This window comes from Stenotrophomonas maltophilia, from assembly GCF_900186865.1.
GTDB classification, from domain to species: Bacteria; Pseudomonadota; Gammaproteobacteria; order Xanthomonadales; family Xanthomonadaceae; genus Stenotrophomonas; species Stenotrophomonas maltophilia.
The window spans coordinates 3,392,779-3,413,229 of record NZ_LT906480.1 but is presented as its reverse complement, the minus strand read 5'-3'; the positions used below and the strand labels follow the sequence as shown (position 1 = coordinate 3,413,229).

General features: G+C 67.8%; 17 protein-coding genes. 11 read left to right on the top strand and 6 right to left on the bottom strand.

Features of this window, described 5'->3' with window-relative positions; all coding sequences use genetic code 11:
• The first annotated feature begins 49 nt into the window (after positions 1–49).
• Positions 50–946 carry a M48 family metallopeptidase gene (locus CKW06_RS16240; protein WP_024958090.1) on the top strand — a complete coding sequence of 299 codons (897 nt, stop codon included), beginning with the start codon at positions 50–52 and terminating at the stop codon, positions 944–946.
• A gap of 517 nt (positions 947–1,463) precedes the next feature.
• Here CKW06_RS16240 and xseA read toward each other — a convergent pair.
• Both xseA and queG read right to left on the bottom strand, forming a co-directional pair.
• Complete coding sequence (gene xseA / locus CKW06_RS16235) at positions 1,464–2,795, bottom strand: exodeoxyribonuclease VII large subunit (RefSeq protein WP_024958293.1); 1,332 nt, start codon at positions 2,793–2,795, stop codon at positions 1,464–1,466.
• 44 nt (positions 2,796–2,839) lie between these two features.
• Positions 2,840–3,910: a tRNA epoxyqueuosine(34) reductase QueG gene (queG, locus tag CKW06_RS16230; RefSeq protein WP_005410398.1), complete on the bottom strand. Its 1,071-nt coding sequence runs from the start codon at positions 3,908–3,910 to the stop codon at positions 2,840–2,842.
• A 23-nt stretch (positions 3,911–3,933) separates the two neighbouring features.
• On the opposite strand from queG, the gene CKW06_RS16225 reads away from it, so the two are divergent.
• The 6 genes from CKW06_RS16225 to CKW06_RS16200 all read left to right on the top strand — a co-directional run bounded on the left by CKW06_RS16225 (position 3,934) and on the right by CKW06_RS16200 (position 11,511).
• The gene (locus tag CKW06_RS16225) at positions 3,934–5,418 is read left to right on the top strand and encodes a bifunctional ADP-dependent NAD(P)H-hydrate dehydratase/NAD(P)H-hydrate epimerase (protein WP_024958294.1); all 1,485 of its coding nucleotides are present in this window, start codon (positions 3,934–3,936) and stop codon (positions 5,416–5,418) included.
• Positions 5,415–5,897 (top strand): tRNA (adenosine(37)-N6)-threonylcarbamoyltransferase complex ATPase subunit type 1 TsaE, encoded by a 483-nt coding sequence (gene tsaE, locus CKW06_RS16220; RefSeq protein WP_024958295.1) that lies wholly within the window; start codon positions 5,415–5,417, stop codon positions 5,895–5,897. The genes CKW06_RS16225 and tsaE overlap by 4 nt, the downstream gene beginning before the upstream one ends.
• Positions 5,898–5,979: 82 nt before the next feature.
• The gene (locus tag CKW06_RS16215) at positions 5,980–7,542 is read left to right on the top strand and encodes an N-acetylmuramoyl-L-alanine amidase (RefSeq protein ID WP_024958296.1); all 1,563 of its coding nucleotides are present in this window, start codon (positions 5,980–5,982) and stop codon (positions 7,540–7,542) included.
• Positions 7,543–7,707: 165 nt separating this feature from the next.
• On the top strand, positions 7,708–9,612 hold the full coding sequence (gene mutL, locus CKW06_RS16210) for a DNA mismatch repair endonuclease MutL (protein ID WP_024958297.1): 1,905 nt from the start codon (positions 7,708–7,710) through the stop codon (positions 9,610–9,612).
• 11 nt (positions 9,613–9,623) lie between these two features.
• Positions 9,624–10,553, top strand: coding sequence for a DUF1684 domain-containing protein (locus CKW06_RS16205; protein ID WP_012480845.1), 930 nt, complete (start codon positions 9,624–9,626; stop codon positions 10,551–10,553).
• Between the two features lies 1 nt (position 10,554).
• Entirely contained in the window at positions 10,555–11,511 is a 957-nt protein-coding gene (locus CKW06_RS16200; RefSeq protein WP_024958298.1) for a TraB/GumN family protein, read from the top strand.
• Between the two features lie 72 nt (positions 11,512–11,583).
• On the opposite strand, the gene phaR is transcribed toward CKW06_RS16200, so the two are convergent.
• From phaR to gluQRS, 3 genes are all read right to left on the bottom strand, one after another.
• Positions 11,584–12,111, bottom strand: a complete 528-nt coding sequence (phaR, locus tag CKW06_RS16195; RefSeq protein WP_024958299.1) for a polyhydroxyalkanoate synthesis repressor PhaR — start codon at positions 12,109–12,111, stop codon at positions 11,584–11,586.
• A 185-nt stretch (positions 12,112–12,296) separates the two neighbouring features.
• Positions 12,297–13,037, bottom strand: a complete 741-nt coding sequence (gene phbB / locus CKW06_RS16190) for an acetoacetyl-CoA reductase (RefSeq protein ID WP_005410389.1) — start codon at positions 13,035–13,037, stop codon at positions 12,297–12,299.
• Positions 13,034–13,975, bottom strand: coding sequence for a tRNA glutamyl-Q(34) synthetase GluQRS (gluQRS, locus tag CKW06_RS16185; protein WP_024958300.1), 942 nt, complete (start codon positions 13,973–13,975; stop codon positions 13,034–13,036). Before gluQRS ends, phbB begins: the two co-directional genes overlap by 4 nt.
• A 93-nt stretch (positions 13,976–14,068) precedes the next feature.
• Between gluQRS and htpX the strand changes: the two genes are divergently transcribed.
• Positions 14,069–14,935: a protease HtpX gene (gene htpX, locus CKW06_RS16180; protein ID WP_005410387.1), complete on the top strand. Its 867-nt coding sequence runs from the start codon at positions 14,069–14,071 to the stop codon at positions 14,933–14,935.
• Positions 14,936–15,604: 669 nt separating this feature from the next.
• Here htpX and CKW06_RS16175 read toward each other — a convergent pair.
• Entirely contained in the window at positions 15,605–16,432 is an 828-nt protein-coding gene (locus CKW06_RS16175; protein WP_005410386.1) for an inositol monophosphatase family protein, read from the bottom strand.
• Positions 16,433–16,552: 120 nt separating this feature from the next.
• Here CKW06_RS16175 and CKW06_RS16170 point away from each other — a divergent pair, with 120 nt between their 5' ends.
• Genes CKW06_RS16170 through CKW06_RS16160 form a run of 3 tightly spaced genes read left to right on the top strand, consistent with a single transcriptional unit; the run spans position 16,553 to position 20,425 of the window.
• Entirely contained in the window at positions 16,553–17,323 is a 771-nt protein-coding gene (locus CKW06_RS16170) for an RNA methyltransferase (protein ID WP_005414025.1), read from the top strand.
• 46 nt (positions 17,324–17,369) lie between these two features.
• A complete protein-coding gene (locus tag CKW06_RS16165) occupies positions 17,370–18,302 on the top strand; it encodes a phosphate/phosphite/phosphonate ABC transporter substrate-binding protein (RefSeq protein ID WP_024958446.1) in 933 nt (310 codons plus the stop codon).
• Positions 18,299–20,425 carry a putative bifunctional diguanylate cyclase/phosphodiesterase gene (locus CKW06_RS16160; protein ID WP_024958445.1) on the top strand — a complete coding sequence of 709 codons (2,127 nt, stop codon included), beginning with the start codon at positions 18,299–18,301 and terminating at the stop codon, positions 20,423–20,425. The genes CKW06_RS16165 and CKW06_RS16160 overlap by 4 nt, the downstream gene beginning before the upstream one ends.
• The last annotated feature ends 26 nt before the right edge of the window (positions 20,426–20,451 follow it).

Sequence of the window (20,451 nt, the reverse complement as noted above, 5' to 3'; positions counted from 1 at the left end):
AAGATTGCGCCGTGCCCGCCAGCCGGCGGGGCCAGCAGGAAGTCCCCCGATGCGCAACGATCCCTTCTCCCGCTCGTCGCAAGGCCCACAGCGGCGTGGCCTGTTCGGCAACATCCGCTGGTGGGTGCTGCTGCTGGCCGCCGGCTATGCGCTGTTCTACTGGTTCTCCAACCGCACGGTCGATCCGTACACCGGCGAGAAGGTGATGATCGACAGCAGCCTGGACGCGCGCCAGGAAACCGCGCTGGGGCTGCAGGCCTACCAGCAGATCCTGTCGCAGGAACGGCCGATAGACCCCAATGCACCGATCGCGCGCGATGTGCGCGATATCGCCCAGCGCCTGATTGCCAAGGTGGACGTGGTGGAGACCGCGCTGGCCCAGGAGCACGGCGTGCAGCCGGCGCATTTCGCGCGGGATTTCCAGTGGGAAGTGAATGTGATCCCGTCCGACCAGGCCAATGCGTTCTGCCTGCCGGGCGGCAAGATGGCGGTCTACACCGGGCTGGTGCCGGTAGCACGCACCCGCGATGCGATGGCGGTGGTGATGGGGCATGAGATCGCCCATGCGCTGCTGCGCCATGGTGCACAGCGCATGGCCCAGCAGAAGCTGACCCAGATCGGCCAGGTGGCCGGCGCCGCCAGCGGCATGGATGCGCAGCAGCAACAGATGATGATGTCGGCGATGGGCTATGGCTACCTGCTGCCGTATGCGCGCAGCCACGAGACACAGGCGGATGAAGTGGGGCTGATGCTGGCCGCAGCGGCGTGCTTCGATCCCCGCGAGGCGGTGCCGCTGTGGCAGCGCATGGGCCAGGCGAGTGGCGGCCAGGCACCGCCGGAGTTTGCCTCCACCCACCCGAACCCGGGCACCCGCATCCAGAACCTGCAGGCGCTGATGCCGAAGGCGCTCGAGTACCGGCAGAAGTTCTGCGAGCAGGCGAAGTAGGGTGGTGTTCGGCAGGGCTGCGCCCTGCACCTGCCGAAGCAACAGCAACAGCGTGCATTCCGTGGGATGGCGGGGTGGGTCCGGTTGCGGGGGCCGCTGCAAGTACGTCCATGTAGCTCGGTCGCCGCATCCATGCGGCTCACGCCCCCGCAACCGGACCCACCCCGCCTTCGACAGATTCTCGCGATCTGTCGGAATAGCGTGGGGTCAGATCCGTTTTCCTACGGAAAACGGATCTGACCCCGAATTGATTCGATATCTGACAGAGATTCATCCACGCATGGCGTGGATCTACCGACCGTCATCGGGAAACTGTCGAGGGTGGGGCGGTGTGGCTGTGCAGGACCGTTGGCGCCATGGATGGCGCCATCGAGCCCCCAGGGATGGGTTTACGGCGTGTCCTGCACAGCCACACCGCCCCGCCAAACCATCAGCAATCCAGAGCCGCTTTGGCTGTTGCTTCGGCCGTTGCTTGAAGCCTCTGCAGGTGCAGGGCGCAGCCCTGCCGACCACCCCTTTACTTGACCTGCACGTCGATCACGCCGTCGCCAACGCGGGCCTGCAGCGCGTCACCGGGCTGCACCTGGTTGACCTTCCGTACCAGCGTGCCATCGTCAGTGCGGGTCAGGATGCTGTAGCCACGGGCCACGGTGGCCAACGGGCTCACCGCTTCCAGTGAACGCGCCAGTCCGCGCAGTCGCAGTGCATCGCGCTCCAGCAGACGCTGCATCGCTGCCTGCGGCCGCCCGCGCAGGGCAGCCAGGCGGCGCTGCATCGCGTCGAGCTGGCGTTGCGGATGGTGCCCGCGCAGTACCGCGGCCGCATGGCGCAGGCGTGCGGCACGGCGCTCCTGCTGCTGGTTGAAGACCGCATGCAGGCGCCGACCCAGATCGAGCTGGCGGCGGCGCAACAGGTCCAGCCGCGCCTGCGGGCTCTGTGCGTTCAGGCGCAGCAGGGCGCGGTCGGCACGCTGCATCGCCTGCTGCATCGCATGCCGTTGCAGCTGCACCATGCGCGCGACCGTACGGCGCAGGCGCAGGGCCAGTTCGCGCTGGTCCGGTACCAGCAGCTCGGCTGCCACCGACGGCGTTGGTGCGCGCAGGTCGGCGGCAAAATCGCTGAGGCTGAAGTCGGTTTCATGGCCCACCGCCGACACTACCGGGGTGCGGCTGGCGGCGATCGCGCGGGCCAGTGCTTCATCGTTGAAGGCCCACAGGTCTTCCAGTGAACCGCCGCCACGGGTCAGCAGGATCACGTCGTAGCGGCCACTGGCATCGGCGGCCTGCAGCAGCCGGGTGATCTGCGCCGCGGCGCTGCTGCCCTGCACCAGGGTCGGCAGCAGGTCGACCTCCAACAGCGGGAAGCGGCGGCCGAGCACGCTCAGCACGTCGCGCACGGCGGCGCCGGTGGGCGAGGTGATCACCGCCAGGCGCTGCACGTGCGCCGGCAGCGGCCGTTTGCGTGCCGGGTCGAACAGGCCTTCGGCCTCCAGGCGTGCCTTCAGCTCCTCGAAGGCGCGGCGCAGTGCGCCTTCGCCGGCTTCCTCCATATGGTCCAGCACCATCTGGTACTCGCCACGGGCGTCGTACAGGGTCACCTTGCCGCGCACCAGCACGCGCATGCCTTCGCGCGGCACGAACTTCAGGTACTGCGCCTTCATCCGGAACATTGCCGCGCGCAGCTGCGCACGCGCATCCTTCAGGGTGAAATACAGATGCCCGGAGGCGGGACGCGCCACGCTGCCCAGTTCGGCCTCGACCCAGATCGCCGGGAAGCTGCCTTCCAGCAGGTCGCGGGCCAGGGTGTTGAGCTGGCTGGGGGTGAGGATGTCGTTGTTGCGTGGCTGCATGGGAACGGCGTGCTGCGGGCGGAACGGGGGCTCAGGATCGCACGTCAGCGCACCGTGTGCTGGCCCAGCGCCCACTGCACGTGTTCACGCACCAGCGGCGAGGGATCATCGACGCGGGTATGCAACGCGGCCAACGCTTCGGCCGAGGACGGTGCATTGCCCAGTGCCACGGCGATGTTGCGCAGCCAGCGTTCATGGCCGCTGCGCCGGATCGGGCTGCCTTCGGTACGGCGCAGGAATTCAGCTTCGTCCCAGGCAAACAGCTGGTCCAGACGGGCAGTGTCGAGGTTGTTGCGCGCGCGGAAATCGGCTTCGTCGGTACGCTTGGCGAACTTGTTCCAGGGGCAGACCAGCTGGCAGTCGTCACAGCCGTAGATGCGGTTGCCGATCAACGGCCGCATGTCTTCGGGGATGGCACCGTCGTGCTCGATGGTCAGGTAGGAAATACAGCGCCGCGCGTCCAGCCGCTGCGGGCCGGTGATGGCCTGGGTCGGGCAGACATCGATGCAGCGCGTGCAGGTGCCGCAGTGTGCCGTGGCCGGTGCATCGATCGGCAGCGGGATATCGATGTAGATCTCGCCGATGAAGAACCAGGAGCCGCCATGGCGGTCGATCAGGCAGGTGTGCTTGCCGATCCAGCCCAGGCCGGCATTGCGCGCCAGTGCGCGTTCCAGCACGGGCGCCGAATCGACGAACACGCGGTAGCCCAGCGGTGCCACTTCATCGTTGATCTGCGTGGCCAGCTTCTGCAGGCGGTTGCGCATCAGCTTGTGGTAGTCGCGGCCCAATGCGTAACGGGCCACGTAGGCGCGGCCCGGGTCGGCCAGGGTTGCCCAGGCTTCGGTGTCGTCCTTGTGGCTGTAGTCCATGCCCACCGAGATCACCCGTACGGTGCCGGGCAGCAGCTCGGCCGGGCGCGCACGCAGGGTGCCGTGGCGCGCCATCCAGTCCATCGTGCCGTACAGGCCCTGGCCCAGCCAGTCGGCCAGGTGCGCCTCGTCCTCGCCCAGCTCGATGCCGGCAATACCGCAGCGCTGGAAGCCATGCGCACGCGCCAGTTCGCGGATGCGCTGCACGGCCTGGGCCGGATCGACAGGGATGGGGGCGGGGGACATGTGCACCAGTATAAAATCCCTGCATGGCCAACCTTGCCGATCTTTTCGATTCCGCTGCCGCGCGTGCGCTTGATGCGCAGGCCTCGGCGCTGGCCGCCGAGAGTGGTTGGGGCCTGATGGCGCAGGCCGGCCAGGCCGCCTGGCAGTGCCTGCTGCAGCATTGGCCGCAGGCGCAGCGGATCGGCGTGGTGGTCGGAGCAGGCAACAACGGTGGCGACGGCCTGGTGCTGGCCCGCCATGCACGGAAGGCCGGGCGCGCGGTGACGGTGATCGCCTTGCCGGGCAAGCCACCGGCGACGTCGCTGGCACAGCGTGCAGCATCGGAATTCACGTCCGACGGCGGCACCATCACCGATTTCGACGGCGCGCTGCCCGAGGTCGATATCTGGGTCGATGCCCTGTTCGGTCTGGGCTTCGACCGTGCGCCGGAAGGTGTGGCGCAGGCGCTGATCACCGCCCTCAACGCGCAGACGGCACCGGTTCTGGCGCTGGACGTCCCCAGTGGCGTCGATGCCGACCGGGGCGCCGTACCGGGCGAGGCGGTGAAGGCTGCTTTGACCCTGCAGTTCATCGTGCCGCATCGCGGGCTGTATACCGGCGATGCGCTGGATCATTGCGGGCGGAAGGCGTTGGCGCCGCTGCAGCTACCCACGGCCGCATGGCAGGGCGTGTCACCCGCCGCAGAGCACTGGACCCAGGCTCGCTTGCCGGCACTGCTGCCGCCGCGCCGCGCCAATACCCACAAGGGCGAATCCGGGCACGTGCTATGCGTCGGCGGCAACCATGGCAGCGGTGGGGCCATCGCGATGGCGGCCGAAGCGGCACTGCGTGCCGGCGCGGGACTGTTGAGCCTGGCCACCCGGCGCGATCACGTCGGCCCGTTGCTGGCCCGGCTTCCCGAGGCGATGACCCATGCGCTTGAAGATGGCGATGTGCTGCCGGCGCTGCTGGACAAGGCCAGGGTGGTGGCGATCGGCCCCGGCCTGGGCCAGGACGAATGGGCACGCGCAATGTTTGCGCAGCTGCTGGACAGCGACAAAGCGCTGGTGGTTGATGCCGATGCGCTGAATCTGCTGGCGCAGGATCCGCGCGCGCTGCCGGAGGCGATCCTTACGCCACATCCGGGCGAGGCCGCGCGCCTGCTCGACTGCAGTACCGCTGACATCCAGGCCGATCGCTACCGCTGTGCGCAGGCGTTGGCCGAGCGCTTCCACGCCGTGGTGGTGCTGAAGGGCGCGGGCAGCATCGTGACGGCGCCCGGGCAGGTGCCACGGCTGATTGCTGCAGGCAACCCCGGCATGGCCGTGGGGGGCATGGGCGACCTGCTCACCGGCATCATTGCCAGCCTGCGCGCGCAGGGCCTGGCCGCCTTCGACGCTGCCGCCACTGGCGCACTGCTGCACGCGCTCGCCGGCGACGCTGCGGCCGCCGACGGCGCGCGCGGCATGCTTCCCACTGATCTGCTGGTGCCGCTGCGGCAACTGGCCAACCCGGAACGCTCTTCATGACTGAATTCTTCCTTGCCGACAGCGATGCCACCGAACTGCTCGGGCAGTGGCTGGCGGCAACCCGACCGCCGCAGGCGCTGATCGAACTGCGCGGCGACCTCGGCGCTGGCAAGTCCACCACCGCACGCGCACTGCTGCGCGCACTGGGCGTGCAGGGCGCGATCCGCAGCCCGACCTATACCCTGGTCGAGCGCTATCCGCTTGCCAGCGGTGGCGAGGCCTGGCACCTGGACCTGTACCGGATCGGCCAGGCCGGCGAACTCGATTTCCTGGGCCTGGACGAGGGCAGCGCGATGTTGTGGCTGGTGGAATGGCCGGAACGCGGCGCTGGCGCGCTGCCGCCGACCGACCTGGTGGTGGCGTTGGAGATCGAGGGGCAGGGGCGCCGCGTCCGTCTCACCGGAGCCAGCGACGTCGGACATGAGTGGCTGAAGCGGCTTCCCCAAGGGGGCGACTTGCAGGCCATTTCTGTCGGCTGACGAGAACAAAGACCGGCAGGTTACGGATTATTAAGGAAAAAGGTGTTGCATTCCGTTCAGCGCGGTGATTGAATCCTGAGCCATGCGCCCGGGGAACCGTCTCATCGCTGTCTGTGCCGCCGTCGGACTGGGTCTGGCGAGCGTCAGTGCGTGGGCCGGTGAAGTCCGCCAGGTCCTGCTGAATACCGGCGCCACCGGCACCCGTGCCGAGATCTCGCTGGTCGGCAGTGGCGGCTACAAGACGCTTTCTCTGGCCGGTCCGAACCGTCTGGTGGTCGACTTCCCTGACTCCAGCGCCATACGCAACCTGAAGATGCCGGCTGCGCAGGGCGTGGTCACGGCGGTGCGTACCGGACAGCCGGTGCCGGGCACCTTCCGTGTCGTTTTCGACCTCGCTGAATCGGTGGCGCCGTTCCGCCCGCAGATGCAGCGCGAGGGCAATGAATCCAAGCTGGTGATCGAATGGCCGGGCGATGGCCCGGCCATGGCCGCCAGCCGTCCGGCAGCGACACCGGCGGTGCAGCCGCAGGCACCGGTGGCGACGCCCGGGCCGACCCCGGCTGAAAGCGCACAGTCGCGTTCCGATGCCGCACGTGCGACCGCACTGCTGACCGCGCAGGTGCGGCAGCAGGCCAGTGCCACTGCCGCCGCACCGGCCACGCCGACCCCGGCGCCGTCCACCGCGCCGGCCCAGGTTGCGGCGGCCGGTACCGTGGCCAGCAGCTCACCTTCTTCCTCGCCGGCCGCGATCCTGGCCGGCCAGCGCACCGCCGCCGTGGTGACCACGCCGCCGGCTACCGTGCCTGCACCGGCGCCGACGCCGGTGGAACCGCCGCGCCCGGCCATGCCCAGCGATGCCTCGCGCATCCGCATGCAGGCCGGCATGCGTCATCTGGTGGTCGCCATCGATCCCGGCCACGGTGGCCAGGATCCCGGCGCGATCGGCCCGACCGGCAAGCGCGAAAAGGATGTCACCCTGGCGGTGGCGCGTGAGCTGGCCCGCCAGGTCAATGCGACGCCGGGCCTGAAGGCCTATCTGACCCGCGACAGCGACGTGTTCATCCCGCTGCCGATGCGTGCGCAGAAGGCACGTGCAAACAAGGCCGACATCTTCATTTCGATCCATGCCGACGCGGCCGAAAACCGTTCGGCCACTGGTTCGTCGGTATACGTGCTGTCGACCAAGGGCGCCTCTTCGCAGCGCGCCCGCTGGCTGGCGGACAAGGAAAACGCGGCCGACCTGGTGGGGGGCGTGCGCCTGCAGCAGACCGAAGGCACGCTTGCCAACGTGCTGCTGGACCTTGCCCAGAGCGGTTACATGAAGGCATCTGAAGATGCCGCCGGCCACGTGCTGGGCGGCCTGAAGCGGATCGGCAACAACCACAAGCCGAACATCGAACGTGCGAACTTCGCGGTGCTGCGCACCTCGGACATGCCGGCGATGCTGGTGGAAACCGCGTTCATCTCCAACCCGGACGAAGAGCGCCGCCTGATCGACCCGGCCTACCAGCGCAAGATCGCCGGCGCCGTGCTCGATGGCGTGCACACCTTCTTCAGCCGCCAGCCACCGCCGGGCACGCTGTACGCAGCCCGTGCCCAGGCCGAGATCGACGCTGCCGGGACCATGGCCGGCGGCAGCAAGTAACCCGCCGAAGGCAGGTTACTGCTTTCTGTAGCGTCGACTGTCAGTCGACTACGCGCGCAGCGCGGGGTTTTCGCCGCCCGGCGGAGGGCAGTCGACTGACAGTCGACTCTACACGGGGCGGCTCCGCTATCATCAACCCATGAAGTCTGCTGCCCATCCTCTCCCATGAGCGCGCCCGGACCGCGCCCGATCCGGCCGTTGCCGGAAATCCTGATCAACCAGATCGCCGCCGGCGAAGTGGTCGAACGTCCTGCGTCAGTGGTCAAGGAGCTGGTCGAGAACGCGATCGATGCCGGTGCCAGCCGCGTTGATATCGATCTTGAAGAGGGTGGTGTCCGCCTGATCCGCATCCGCGACAATGGCAGTGGCATCGCGCCGGAACAGCTGCCGCTGGCGGTCTCGCGCCACGCCACCAGCAAGATCGCCGATCTGGACGACCTCGAATCGGTGGCCACGCTCGGGTTCCGTGGCGAAGCATTGCCGTCGATCGCCTCGGTCAGCCGTTTCACCCTGTCCTCGCGTCGCGCACATGATGAACACGGTTCGGCGCTGCAGATCGAAGGCGGCAAGATCGGCGAAGTGACGCCGCGCGCGCATGCGCCGGGCACCACGGTGGAAGTGCGCGAGCTGTTCTACAACGTACCGGCGCGGCGCAAGTTCCTGCGCGCCGAGCGTACCGAACTGGGGCATATCGAAGAGTGGTTGCGTTCGCTGGCGCTTGCGCGACCGGATGTCGAGCTGCGCGTGTCGCACAACGGCAAGGCCTCGCGCCGCTACAAGCCGGGCGATCTGTATTCCGATGCGCGCCTGGCCGAAACGCTGGGCGAGGATTTCGCCAACCAGGCCGTGCGCGTCGACCACAGTGGTGCCGGCCTGCGCCTGCACGGCTGGATCGCGCAACCGCATTACTCGCGCGCCAGCGCCGACCAGCAGTACCTGTACGTCAACGGCCGTTCGGTGCGCGACCGCAGCGTCGCCCATGCGGTGAAGATGGCTTACGGCGATGTGCTGTACCACGGCCGCCAGCCAGCCTATGTGCTGTTCCTCGAGCTCGACCCGACCCGCGTTGACGTCAACGTGCACCCGGCCAAGCACGAGGTTCGCTTCCGTGATTCGCGGCTGGTGCACGATTTCGTCTACCGCACGCTGAAGGACGCGCTGGCTGATACCCGCGCCGGCATGTCGGCGCAGGAGATCGGTGCGGGTCCGGTGCATCCGGTGGACGCCGCTGCTGCACCGATGGCATCGAGCGCGGGCGCATCGGGTTTCGGGCTGGCGCGTGGACCTGCGCCCGGTGCCGGCTCGGGTGGCGGTGGTGGTGGTTTTTCCGGCTGGCGCCCGCAGCAGCCCCTTGGACTGCAGGTGGCCGATGCACCGGCGGCCTATGCCGCGCTGTATGCCGCGCCGGCCGGCGCCGAACGCGGTGCTGCGCTGCCGCCGATGCCGACCGAGAACGGACTGCCGGTGACCAGTGCCGACGCCGGCGTACCGCCGCTGGGCTACGCGATCGCGCAGCTGCACGGCATCTACATCCTGGCCGAGAACGCAGAAGGCCTGATCGTGGTCGACATGCATGCCGCGCACGAGCGCATCGGCTACGAGCGCCTGAAGAACGCGCACGATGGTATCGGCCTGCAGTCGCAGCCGCTGCTGGTGCCGATCACACTCGCCGTGGGCGAGCGCGAAGCCGACACCGCCGAAAGTGAAGCCGAAACGTTGGCGGCGCTCGGCTTCGAGGTGACCCGTGCCGGTCCCGGATCGCTGCACGTGCGTAGTATTCCAGCGCTGTTGGCGCATGCCGAACCGGAGGGGCTGCTGCGCGATGTGCTGACCGACCTGCGCGAGCACGGCCAGAGCCGCCGCGTGGCCAGCGCACGTGACGAACTGCTGTCGACCATGGCCTGTCACGGTGCGGTGCGTGCCAACCGGCGCCTGACCGTGCCGGAAATGAACGCGCTGCTGCGCGACATGGAAATCACCGAACGGTCTGGCCAGTGCAACCACGGCCGGCCGACCTGGGCCCGTTTTTCGCTGGCGGAGATCGACCGCTGGTTCCTGCGCGGACGTTGAGGGGAGCATCGATGCGTTATCGGGGAATGGGCGGCCTGCTGGCCGCCTTGCTGTTGGCCGCGTGCAGTCCGGCAACACCGCCGGCGCCGAAGGTTACCGAAGATCCGGCCTATGCGGCCGCGCAGCAGCAATGGCGGGTGGCCCGCTACCAGGACCTGACCCGGCCCGATGGCTGGACGGCCCTGGTCGGCCTGCACTGGCTGCAGAACAAATCACACTTCGTCGGCAGTGGTGCCACCAACGGCATCCGCCTGACGGTTGGCCCGGACAAGCTGGGCCTGCTGCGTCGCGAGGGCAGCCAGTGGTGGTTCACGCCCGAAGCCGGTGTGGATGTCAGCCATGATGGCCAGCCGGTGCGCGGCCGCATCCGCATCGACACCGACAAGGATCCGCAGCCAACCCTGTTGGCCTTCGACGGTGGCAAGGGCCAGCTCAGCATCATCCGGCGCGGGCCGCGCGATGCGCTGCGGGTCAAGCATGCCGATGCGCCGGCGCGCCGTGATTTCGCCGGGCTGGAGTACTGGCCGGGTGGCCCGGACTGGCAGGTGCAGGCACGCTTCATCCCGCATCCGGTGGGCAAGACCCTGCCCATTGTCGACATCACCGGCCTGACCACCGAGATGCCCAATGCGGGCGCGGTCGAATTCGAACGCGACGGCCGCACATGGCGGCTGGAGGCGATCGGAGCCACCGGGCAGCCGCTGTTCCTGATCTTTGCCGACCGCACCAGTGGCCGCGGCAGTTATCCGGCCGGGCGCTACCTGGATACCGATGCGCCGGCAGCCGACGGCACGCTACGCATCGATTTCAATCATGCCTACAACCCGCCGTGTGCATTCACTGCCTATGCCACGTGCCCGCTGGCGCCGCCGGAAAACCGGCTGGACCTGCGCATGGAAGCGGGCGAGAAGGCCTACCACCTGTCTGAAGGAGAGGGCTGAGATGCCGTTGAAGGGACTGTTCCGTGCAACGCTGCTGATGGCAGCGTTTGCAATCGCACCGCTGGCACCGGCGCGCAATGCACCGGCCACCGACGCCGCGGCCACGGCGGCGGCCAAGCCGCCGGTGCCGCTGCTGTGGAAGGTGACCGGCCCGGGTGATTCACGCGTATACCTGCTTGGATCATTCCACCTGTTGAAACCGCAGGACTACCCGCTGTCGCCCGATGTCGAGCAGGCCTTCGAGGCCTCGCAGCGGGTCGTGTTCGAACTGTCGCCGGAGGACATGCAGTCGCCGCAGCTGGCCAGCCGCATGGTGCAGGCTGCCGTGCGCACCGATGGCAGCGAGCTCAAGCGCGATCTCGACGCGGCCACCTGGCAGAAGCTGCAGGCGTTCGCATCCGAGAACAAGCTTCCGTTGGCACAGATGCAGGGCATGAAGCCCTGGTTCGTCGGCCTGAGCATTTCGGTCGGGCAGATGCAGAAGATGGGCCTGGACCCGGCGCTGGGCCTGGACCGTCATTTCATGGAGCGCGCGCAGAAGACCGGCCGCAGGACCGCTGGGTTGGAAGACATCGATACCCAGATCGGCATGCTCGACGGCATGACCGTGCAGGAGCAGCGACAGATGCTGTCCGAGGCGCTGGATCAGGCGGGCAAGGGCGATGAGCAGGCGCGCCAGCTGCATGATGCCTGGCGGCGAGGCGATGAGCGCGTGTTGTGGACGAAGATGGCTGCGGAAATGCGCCAGCAGTACCCGCAGCTTTACCAGCGCATCAACACCGGGCGCAACGATGCGTGGGTACCGAAGCTGCTGCCGTACCTGCAGGCCGGGCAGGGTGGCACGCTGGTGGTGGTCGGTACGCTGCACCTTCTGGGCGGTGACGGCGTGGTCGAGAAGCTGAAGGCGAAGGGCTACAAGGTCGAACGCGTGTGCACGGGGTGCAAAGCGAAACGTTGATGCTCCCCCGGGGCACAAAACAAAGCGGCGCGCCATTGGGCGCGCCGTTTTCGTATCCGCCGGTACATCGGCTCAGCGGCGGGTCTTGCCGCCGGTGCCGGTACCGGGTTCGTTGGGCTTGTTGCCGGTACCGGTACCGGTACCACCCGGTCGCGGACCACCGAAACCGTTGCCCATGCTGCGCTGGAATTCCTGCCACAGCTCCAGGTTGCGCTCGGTCAGCTGGTTCATCATCGCCCACGGGGTCTGGCCCAGCAGGTTGCCCATCTGCTGGCGGAACTGCTGCTGCTGGTCGAGGAAGACCTGCATGCTGCGCTCCAGGTAGTTGCCCATGAAGCCTTGCAGGGAGTCGCCGTAGAAGCGGATCAGCTGGCTCAGCAGCTGGGTGGACAGCATCGGTACGCCGTCCTGTTCCTGGTCGGCGATGATCTGCAGCAGGACCGAACGGGTGAGGTCGTCGCCGCTCTTGGCGTCACGGACTTCGAAGTCTTCACCGTCCAGGATCAGCTGGCGCACGTCCTCGATGGTGATGTAGCTGGAGATCTCGGTGTCGTAGAGACGGCGGTTCGGATACTTCTTGATGATGCGGGTCGCAGCCATTGAAGCGGTCACTCGTCACAGTAGATGCGAAGCATGGCGCAGTGCAGCAGCCGTTGCAACCGCCTCAGCCCCCGCCAGGCTTGGCTTTCACAGGGGATCATGTTGCGCAACAAGGGTTTGCGTGCTGCGCAGCATGACCATCGGCAGGGGCGGCGGGTGTGCGCCGCCGAGGCCGCCGGCGCGGCTTACCAACCCATATGGTGGCCGCCATTGATGTCCAGGTTGCTGCCGGTGATCCACGAGGCTTCCTCCGCCACCAGGAAGGACACCCCGTAAGCGATTTCCTCCGGCTTGCCGAGGCGCCCGGTGGGAATGTCGGCGACGATCTTGGCGCGCACTTCCTCCGGCACCGCCATCACCATGTCGGTGGCCACGTAGCCGGGCGAAATGGTGTTGACGGTAATGCCGAAGCCGGCGTTCTCGCGCGCCAGCGAGATGGTGAAGCCGTGCATGCCGGCCTTGGCCGCCGCGTAGTTGGCCTGGCCGTACTGGCCCTTCAGGCCGTTGATCGAGCTGATCTGGATGACCCGGCCCCAGCCGCGGCGGCGCATGCCCTCGATGACCGGGCGGGTGACGTTGAACACCGAATTGAGGTTGGTGTTGATCACATCGTGCCACTGGTCCGCGCGCATGCGATGGAACGTGGTGTCGCGGGTGATGCCCGCGTTGTTGACCAGGATCTCGACCGGGCCCAGCTCGGCCTCGACGGCGCGCACCAGCGCTTCGGCGCTGCCTGGATCGGAGACATCGCCCGGGAAGATCGACACGCTGTAGCCGCGTTCGGTCATTGCCTGCTGCCAGGCGCGGGCCTTGGCCTCGTCGCGGTAGTTGGTGGCGACCCGGTGGCCCTGGTCGGCCAGGCGTTGGCAGATGGCGGTGCCGATGCCGCCGGTTCCGCCGGTGACCAGTGCGACGCGAGATGTCATGGAGTGTTGTCCGGGTGTCGGGTGGGGGAAGGGGGATTCTGCAACATCGGCGCGGAAAGTGCGCCGGCTGGCAACAGGATGTCGGTCCGCGGCAGTCGTGCCGGGTCGAAGGCCTGCCGAGCGGTGGCCAGCAGCGTATCCAGGTCGTGCGCAGGTTCCAGCGCCCCGGGTGCCTGGCCGAGCAGCTTCCAGAGCTGGCGCAGCAAGGGCAGCGGGTGCGAACTGTCCACCGGCAGCGCCGCCAGCGACTTGGACAGTTTGTGGCCCGGCGCATCCAGCAGCAGCGGCAGGTGCCAGTAGCGCGGCACCGCCAGCCCCAATGCCTGCTGCAGCAGGATCTGCCGCGCGGTGGAGTCGAGCAGGTCGGCGCCGCGCACCACTTCGGTCACTCCTTGTGCGGCGTCATCGACCACCACGGCCAACTGGTAGGCCCAGCAGCCATCGGCGCGGCGCAGCACGAAGTCGCCGACTTCGGCGTGCACGTCCTGCTGCTGCGGGCCGCGCAGGCCATCGTCGAAGTGCACGATGCTGCCCGGTGGCACGCGGAAGCGGACGGCAGGGTCCGGTCGAGGTTGCCGGGCGACGCAACGATGGTGGATGCCGCCGTTGGCGGCCAGGTCGCTGCGGCTGCAGTGGCAGACAAAGGCCTGGTCGCTGGCCAGCAGCACGTCCAGCGCGGCCTGGTAGGCCTCGCCGCGGGTGCTCTGCCAGAGGATCGGGCCATCGTGGACCAGGCCGAACGCGGCCAGCGCCCGCAGCTGTGACTCGGCGGCGCCGGGCACGGTGCGTGGTGGATCGACGTCTTCGATGCGCAGCCGCCACAAGCCGCCGTTATGTCGCGCGAGCAGCCAGCTGCCGAAGGCGGCGAGCAGGGATCCGGGATGGAGCAGGCCGGTCGGCGAGGGCGCGAAACGACCGCAGGGAATGGGGGAGGTCATGCTGGCTGAATCGTCGGTCAGGTTGGCGCTTGAATTCAAGCTGACCACACCGCAAATTGACCGGTATCGACCCCTTCCGAGCCGGATTTTCCCATGTTTACCCGCATTGCCCTGTTCCTGGCGACCAACTTCGCGGTCCTGATTCTCGCCAGCATCGTGATGTCGTTGCTCGGGGTCAATCCAAGCCAGATGAGCGGCCTGCTGGTCATGGCCGCGATCTTCGGCTTCGGTGGCTCCTTCATCTCGCTGCTGCTCTCCAAGTGGATGGCCAAGCGCTCCACCGGTGCGGTGGTGATCACCGAGCCGCGCAACCAGACCGAGCGCTGGCTGCTGGCCACCGTCGAGCGCCAGGCCAAGGCGGCCGGTATCGGCATGCCCGAAGTAGCGGTGTACGAAGGCCCGGAGATCAACGCCTTCGCCACTGGCGCCAACCGCAACAACGCACTGGTGGCGGTGTCCACCGGCCTGCTGCACAACATGAGCGAAGACGAGGCCGAAGCGGTGCTGGGCCACGAGATCGCCCACGTCGCCAACGGTGACATGATCACCATGGCGCTGCTGCAGGGCGTGCTGAACACCTTCGTGATCGTGCTGGCCCGCGTGGTCGGCGGCATCATCGACAGCGCGCTGTCGGGTAACCGCGAAGGCGGCGGCCGTGGCTTCGCCTATTACATCATCGTGTTCGTGCTGGAGATGGTGTTCGGCCTGTTCGCCACCATGATCTCGATGTGGTTCTCGCGCCACCGCGAGTTCCGCGCCGACGCCGGCGGTGCCTCGCTGGCCGGCCGCCAGAAGATGATCGCCGCGTTGGAGCGGCTGCAGCTGAACCACGGCCAGAGCACGCTGCCGACCCAGATTGCCGCTTTCGGTATTGCCGGTTCGACGGCGAAGAAGCTGTTCATGAGCCATCCGCCGCTGGAAGAGCGCATCGCCGCGCTGCGGGCGTCGACGGTGGCGTAAGTCTCCGTACTTCTACGGTAGTGCAGGAACGCCTGGCCCCGCGCCGGGCGTTTTTGTTTGCGCGGTGCATTGCTGATGCCGGATCGTGCCCGGGGGATCGTTTCCGCGCCTGCGGGGAGGTGTCACTTTCTTTGCTCGTGCAAAGAAAGTAACCAAAGAAACACGCCGCCAGGGCGCGAGCCGACGTGCTGCGCACGCCGGTACCCTGCGCTCCTCGGCCCGTCGAGGGACGGTGCGGGAACTCGCTGCGCTCAGACACCCGCACCTCTTCGCCCTCGCCGGACCTGCGGTGCTCGGCTCGCTCAAGGCGGACCCAACGTCAAATGCCACAGCTGCACCCAGTAGATCCACGCCCCGTGTGGATGCTGTCGATCTTGATCTTGATCTTCCAGTCCGCCTTGAGCGAGCCGAGCATCGCAGGGGAATCAGGGGCGAAGAGGCGCCGGTGTCTGAGCGCAGCGAGTTCGGCGCCGTCCCCTGATTCTCCGAGAAGCGCAGGGAACCGTCGCGTAGCGACGGCTCGCGGCTGGCGGAGCGTTTCTTTGGTTACTTTCTTTGCGCGCAAAGAAAGTGACACCCCTCCGCGGTCGCGGAAATGACTCTTCGTGCGCACAAACGAAAACGGCACCTTCGCAGGTGCCGTCTCCATGAACCGCTTCAGGCGAAACCTCAGAACTTCGCGTCGAACTCCGCCGCGTAGCCAGTGTTCACCAGCACCTTCTGCAGCGACTCGGCCACCTTCAGGTTGCCGGCAACGATCTGGTGGGTCTCCGGGCCACGGTTGTCCATCCGGCCCAGGGTCGCGCCCTTGAAGTCGCAGACCTTGCCACCCGCCTCGCGGACCAGCAGCAGGCCGGCAGCGATGTCCCACGCCTTCACGCCGGCTTCGAAATAGGCGTCGGCGCGGCCGCAGGCCACGTAGGCCAGGTCCAGCGCGGCCGAACCGGTGCGGCGGATGTCCTCAGCCTGGACCAGCAGGGTGTCGACCGACTTCAGCTGCGCGCTGGCGCGGCTGCGTTCGCGCGGGGCGAAGCCGGTGTGGATCATGGTGCCTTCCAGATCCTTGCGGTCGGCCACGCGGATGCGGCGGTCGTTCAGCACGGCGCCGGCGCCACGGCTGGCGGTGAACAGTTCATTGCGCAGCGGATCGAAGATGACGGCATCGGTCGGCTCGCCGTTCTCGACCAGGGCGATCGACACGCAGTAGTGCGGCACGCCGCGCAGGTAGTTGCTGGTGCCATCCAGCGGGTCGATGACCCACATCTGGCGGCGCTCGCCCTGCACGCCACCTTCTTCACCGAAGATGCCGTAATCCGGGTAGGCGCGCTTGAGTTCCTTGACGATGACCTTTTCCGCGTCCGCATCCACTTCGCTGGCGTAGTCCATCCGGCCCTTCTGCACCACGTTCAGTGCCTCGAGCTTGTTGATGTTGCGCAACAGGACGTTGCCGGCGAGGCGGGCGGCCTTGACCATGACGGTGACGGCGGGTTTCTGCATGGCGTGGGCTCCCGGAAAGGCAGAAGAGATGGACTGGCGGGGGAAAAGAGCGGGTCCGGCGCAGTGGCCGGCCGCACAGTTTACCATTGGTCATCGTCCAGCTCGACCTTTTCCCTGTTCATGTCCCAGTTTCCCGCCGCCACCCGCCTCCGATTCGTCCTGGTCGGTACCCAGCACCCCGGCAACATGGGGGCTGCCGCCCGCGCCCTGAAGACCATGGGCCTGGCCCGCCTGGTGCTGGTCGCCCCCGAAAAGCCGCTGGACGAGGAGGCCTTCCGCCGCTCGGCCGGTGCCGAAGACGTGCTGGGGGACGCTCCGGTGGTGGCCACCCTGGCCGAGGCCGTGGCGGATTGCCGCCTGGTACTGGGTTGCACGGCCCGTGCCCGCCGCGTCCAGCTGGAGGAATACCTGCCGGCCGACGCTGCCGCCCGTGCGGTGGCCAAGGCGGGCGAAGGTGCCGAGGTCGCACTGGTATTCGGCCGCGAGCGTACCGGCCTGACCAACGAGGAGCTGCAGCTCTGCCACGCCGCAGTGCACATCCCGTCAGACCCGGAGTTCAGCTCGCTCAACCTGGCCGCCGCCGTGCAGGTGCTGGCGTACGAAACGCGCATGCAGCTGCTGGGCGCGCAGCCGGCCGCCGACGCCGAGCCGGGCTTCCGCGAACAGGCCGCCAGCCATGAGCAGATGGAGAGCTTCTTCGCCCAGCTCGGCGACACCCTGGACGAGATCGATTTCCACAAGGGCCGCGCGCCGGAATCGGCGATGCGCAAGCTGCGCCGCCTGTTCCTGCGCAGCGAGCCGAGCGAGCAGGAAGTGCGCCTGTTGCGCGGCATCCTCGCCGATACCCAGCGCATGGCGCGTCTGGCCCAGGCCGGCAGCAAGGACAGCTGACGACGTTCTCATTTTTTCGGGTAGTCTGTCTGGATACCCAGGGGGGATGACGTCTGTGTCGGGTCTGCGAAAGGCAATGCAGGGGGGACTGCTGAGCCTGGCCATGGTCCTGCTGGCCGGAGCCGTGCATGCGGCACCGGATCCGGTGCTGGTGCTGGGCCGGATCAGCGATGACCCCCAGGCTCACTACGAGCAGCTGCAACCCCTGCTGGACTACGTGGTGGCGCGCATGCATGACGTCGGCATCCAGGAGGGGCGGGTACTGATGGCCCGCGACCCGCAGCAGATGGCCAGCTATCTGCGGCGGGGACGGGTCGACTGGGTCACGGAAACCTCCGGTACGGCGGTGGCACTGGGCCAGCGCAGTGGTGCGCGGCCGCTGCTGTTGACCGAGCGCAACGGGGTGCGCGAATACCAGACGGTGTTCTTCGTGCGCAGCGACAGTCCCATCCAGCGGGTGCAGGATCTGCGCGGCCATCGCCTGGCCCTGCAGAACACGGCATCCACCAGCGCCTACCTGGTGCCGGTGATGACTCTGCTGAACCATGGCCTGTCGCCGCAGATCCTGGCCGGGGTCTGGGACGTGCCAGGGCCTGACAGCGTGGGGTATGTGTTCGCGCGCAGCGAGTTGAACATCGCGACGTACGTGCACAAGGGGATGGCGGATGTGGGGGCGGTGAGCAGCGTGGACTGGAACGACGAGCGGCGGGTGCCGGCTGCATTCCGGCGCGATTTCCGCGAACTGCTGCGCACCGAACCCTATCCGCGTGCGGTGGAGATGGTCCGCGCCGACCTCGATGCCCGGGTGCGCGACCGCCTGCAGGAAGTCCTGCTGCAGGCAGCCAGCGACCCGCAGGCACAGGGCGCGTTGCATCGGTTTTTTGGCACTTCCGGTTTCCACCGTGTCGATGCGCATGCGCAGCAGCGGTTGGATGAATTGAAACAAGGATTGACGCGCGTGCGGATGGAAGTGGAATGAAGTGGCTCGGCTCGGGGATGCAGGCCCGGTTCCTGCTGGCGATGGGCGGAGCGATGGTCGTGGTGGTCGCCATTCTGGCGGTGCTGCTGGGGCGCCAGACGGCGATGCAGAGCGAGGTGCGCACCCTCAGCGGTGGCGTCATCCATGAATTGTTCGACCGCAGCGTGCGCAGCCGCGGCGAGGCGATGGCGCGCGAGTTGTCCGATGCGCTGGCCAACCCGCTGTATTACCGCGACCTGGACCAGGTCGGCGTGCTGGTGCGCAGCACGGCGCGACAGCCGGTGGTGCGCTATGTACTGGTGTTCGACGAGCGCGGCCGGCTGGTGCACGACGGCTCGGTCGAGGTCCCGGGATTCGGCCAGCCGATGGCCGATCCCCTGGCACCCAAGGCTGCGGCGGCGCAGGCCTTGCTGGTGCAGGAATCGCCGAAGGTGCTGGACAACACGATGCCGATCATGGTCGGCAACCAGCGCATAGGCGGCGTCCGCGTCGGCATGGCGCTGGACGAAGTACAGCAACGCGAGCAGGCGGCCAACGCCACCCTTGGCGAGCGCCTGCAACTGGTCGGCAGCCGCCACCTGGGTTGGTTGCTGCTGATGCTGGGGTTGCTGGTGGTGATCGGCGTGGTGGTGATCCTGTACGTGCAGCGCACGCTGGTCGCGCCGATCCGCGATCTGGCCGCGGCCGCGCGCCGCATCGAGGCCGGTGACTACCAGACGCCCCTGGCCGAGAACACCCGTGATGACGAAGTGGGTGAGCTGGTGCGCGGCTTCGCCCGCATGCGCGATGCGATCGCCCGCCATGACCGTGAAGTGCGGCGCATGGCCTATACCGACGCGCTGACCGGGCTGACCAACCGGCTGGCATTCCGCGAAGCGCTGGACCATCGGCTGATGGCCGCGCGTGCCGCCAATCACCGGTTGGGCCTGCTGTTCGCCGACATCGACGATTTCAAGCGGGTCAACGACACGCTTGGCCATGAGGCCGGTGACGAGGCGTTGCTGCAGTTCGCACAGCGCATCGGCCGCGCCGTTGCGGAGGCAGGCGGCGACGAGGCCCTGCTGGCCCGCTTCGGCGGTGACGAGTTCGTGATCCTGGTGGGCGACGGTGATGTGGCCGCCAACGCGCGGCTGCTGGCCGAAGTGCTGGTGCGCGAGCTGGGCAGGCCGCTGGTGGTGCAGGGCAGGGAGCTGTTTCTGGGCACCTCGATCGGCGTGACCCTGTTCCCCGACGATGCGGCCGATGCGACCACCCTGTTGAAAAACGGCGACATCGCCATGTACCAGGCGAAGATGGCCGGCAAGAACTGCTATCGCTACTACAGCCGGGCGATGGAACACGCGGTCGAACGTCGCGTGCATATGGAACAGGAGCTGCGCGGGGCCTGGGAGCGCGGCGAACTGCGCCTGGCCTACCAGCCGATCTTCCGCATGCGCGACCGCCGCATGGTCGGCGTCGAAGTGCTGCTGCGCTGGCAGCATCCGACCCTGGGCACGATTCCGCCATCGGTGTTCATCGAGGTGGCCGAGCAGAGTGGTCTGATCGAGATCATCGGCCCGAAAGTACTGCGTGCGGCCTGCATGGAGGCCTCGCAGTGGCCGCGCGGGGCGGCCGGGGACGACCTGTTCGTGTCGGTGAACGTGTCACCGCGGCAGCTGCGCGGCGGCGAACTGCCGGCGCTGGTCGCGCAATGCCTGCATGAGTCCGGGCTGCCAGCGTCGCGCCTGCATCTGGAGCTGACCGAGACCGCGGTGATCGGTGACGAGATGGTCGCCGCGCAGCTGCTGGACAAGCTTCACCGCACCGGCGTGAAGGTATGGCTGGACGACTTCGGCACCGGCTTCTCCGGCTTGAGCCACCTGCGCCAGGTGCCGGTGGACGGCGTGAAGATCGACAAGAGCTTCGTGGCCGACATGCAGCGGGATCCCGACGACCTCGCATTGACCACGGCGATCATCGCCATGGCCCACGCGCTGGGCATCACGGTGGTGGCCGAGGGCATCGAGCAGCAGGCGCAGTTCGAGCTGCTGGCGCAGCGCGGCTGCGATCTGGGGCAGGGCTACTGGCTGAGCCACCCGGTCACTGCCACCGAAGTGGTGCGGATGATCGAATCGGGCGTTTGACCGATTGACGTTGTGCCGGGGGTCAT

What these genes read in the sequence shown, in the direction of transcription:
- CKW06_RS16160 (WP_024958445.1), top strand. Translation starts at nt 18,299, where the DNA reads ATGAAGTGGCTCGGCTCGGGGATGCAGGCCCGGTTCCTGCTGGCGATG.
- phbB (WP_005410389.1), bottom strand. Translation starts at nt 13,037, where the DNA reads ATGACATCTCGCGTCGCACTGGTCACCGGCGGAACCGGCGGCATCGGC.
- tsaE (WP_024958295.1), top strand. Translation starts at nt 5,415, where the DNA reads ATGACTGAATTCTTCCTTGCCGACAGCGATGCCACCGAACTGCTCGGG.
- CKW06_RS16165 (WP_024958446.1), top strand. Translation starts at nt 17,370, where the DNA reads ATGACGTCTGTGTCGGGTCTGCGAAAGGCAATGCAGGGGGGACTGCTG.
- CKW06_RS16175 (WP_005410386.1), bottom strand. Translation starts at nt 16,432, where the DNA reads ATGCAGAAACCCGCCGTCACCGTCATGGTCAAGGCCGCCCGCCTCGCC.
- mutL (WP_024958297.1), top strand. Translation starts at nt 7,708, where the DNA reads ATGAGCGCGCCCGGACCGCGCCCGATCCGGCCGTTGCCGGAAATCCTG.
- CKW06_RS16225 (WP_024958294.1), top strand. Translation starts at nt 3,934, where the DNA reads ATGGCCAACCTTGCCGATCTTTTCGATTCCGCTGCCGCGCGTGCGCTT.
- CKW06_RS16205 (WP_012480845.1), top strand. Translation starts at nt 9,624, where the DNA reads ATGCGTTATCGGGGAATGGGCGGCCTGCTGGCCGCCTTGCTGTTGGCC.
- CKW06_RS16240 (WP_024958090.1), top strand. Translation starts at nt 50, where the DNA reads ATGCGCAACGATCCCTTCTCCCGCTCGTCGCAAGGCCCACAGCGGCGT.
- xseA (WP_024958293.1), bottom strand. Translation starts at nt 2,795, where the DNA reads ATGCAGCCACGCAACAACGACATCCTCACCCCCAGCCAGCTCAACACC.
- queG (WP_005410398.1), bottom strand. Translation starts at nt 3,910, where the DNA reads ATGTCCCCCGCCCCCATCCCTGTCGATCCGGCCCAGGCCGTGCAGCGC.
- phaR (WP_024958299.1), bottom strand. Translation starts at nt 12,111, where the DNA reads ATGGCTGCGACCCGCATCATCAAGAAGTATCCGAACCGCCGTCTCTAC.
- CKW06_RS16215 (WP_024958296.1), top strand. Translation starts at nt 5,980, where the DNA reads ATGCGCCCGGGGAACCGTCTCATCGCTGTCTGTGCCGCCGTCGGACTG.
- CKW06_RS16200 (WP_024958298.1), top strand. Translation starts at nt 10,555, where the DNA reads ATGCCGTTGAAGGGACTGTTCCGTGCAACGCTGCTGATGGCAGCGTTT.
- gluQRS (WP_024958300.1), bottom strand. Translation starts at nt 13,975, where the DNA reads ATGACCTCCCCCATTCCCTGCGGTCGTTTCGCGCCCTCGCCGACCGGC.
- htpX (WP_005410387.1), top strand. Translation starts at nt 14,069, where the DNA reads ATGTTTACCCGCATTGCCCTGTTCCTGGCGACCAACTTCGCGGTCCTG.
- CKW06_RS16170 (WP_005414025.1), top strand. Translation starts at nt 16,553, where the DNA reads ATGTCCCAGTTTCCCGCCGCCACCCGCCTCCGATTCGTCCTGGTCGGT.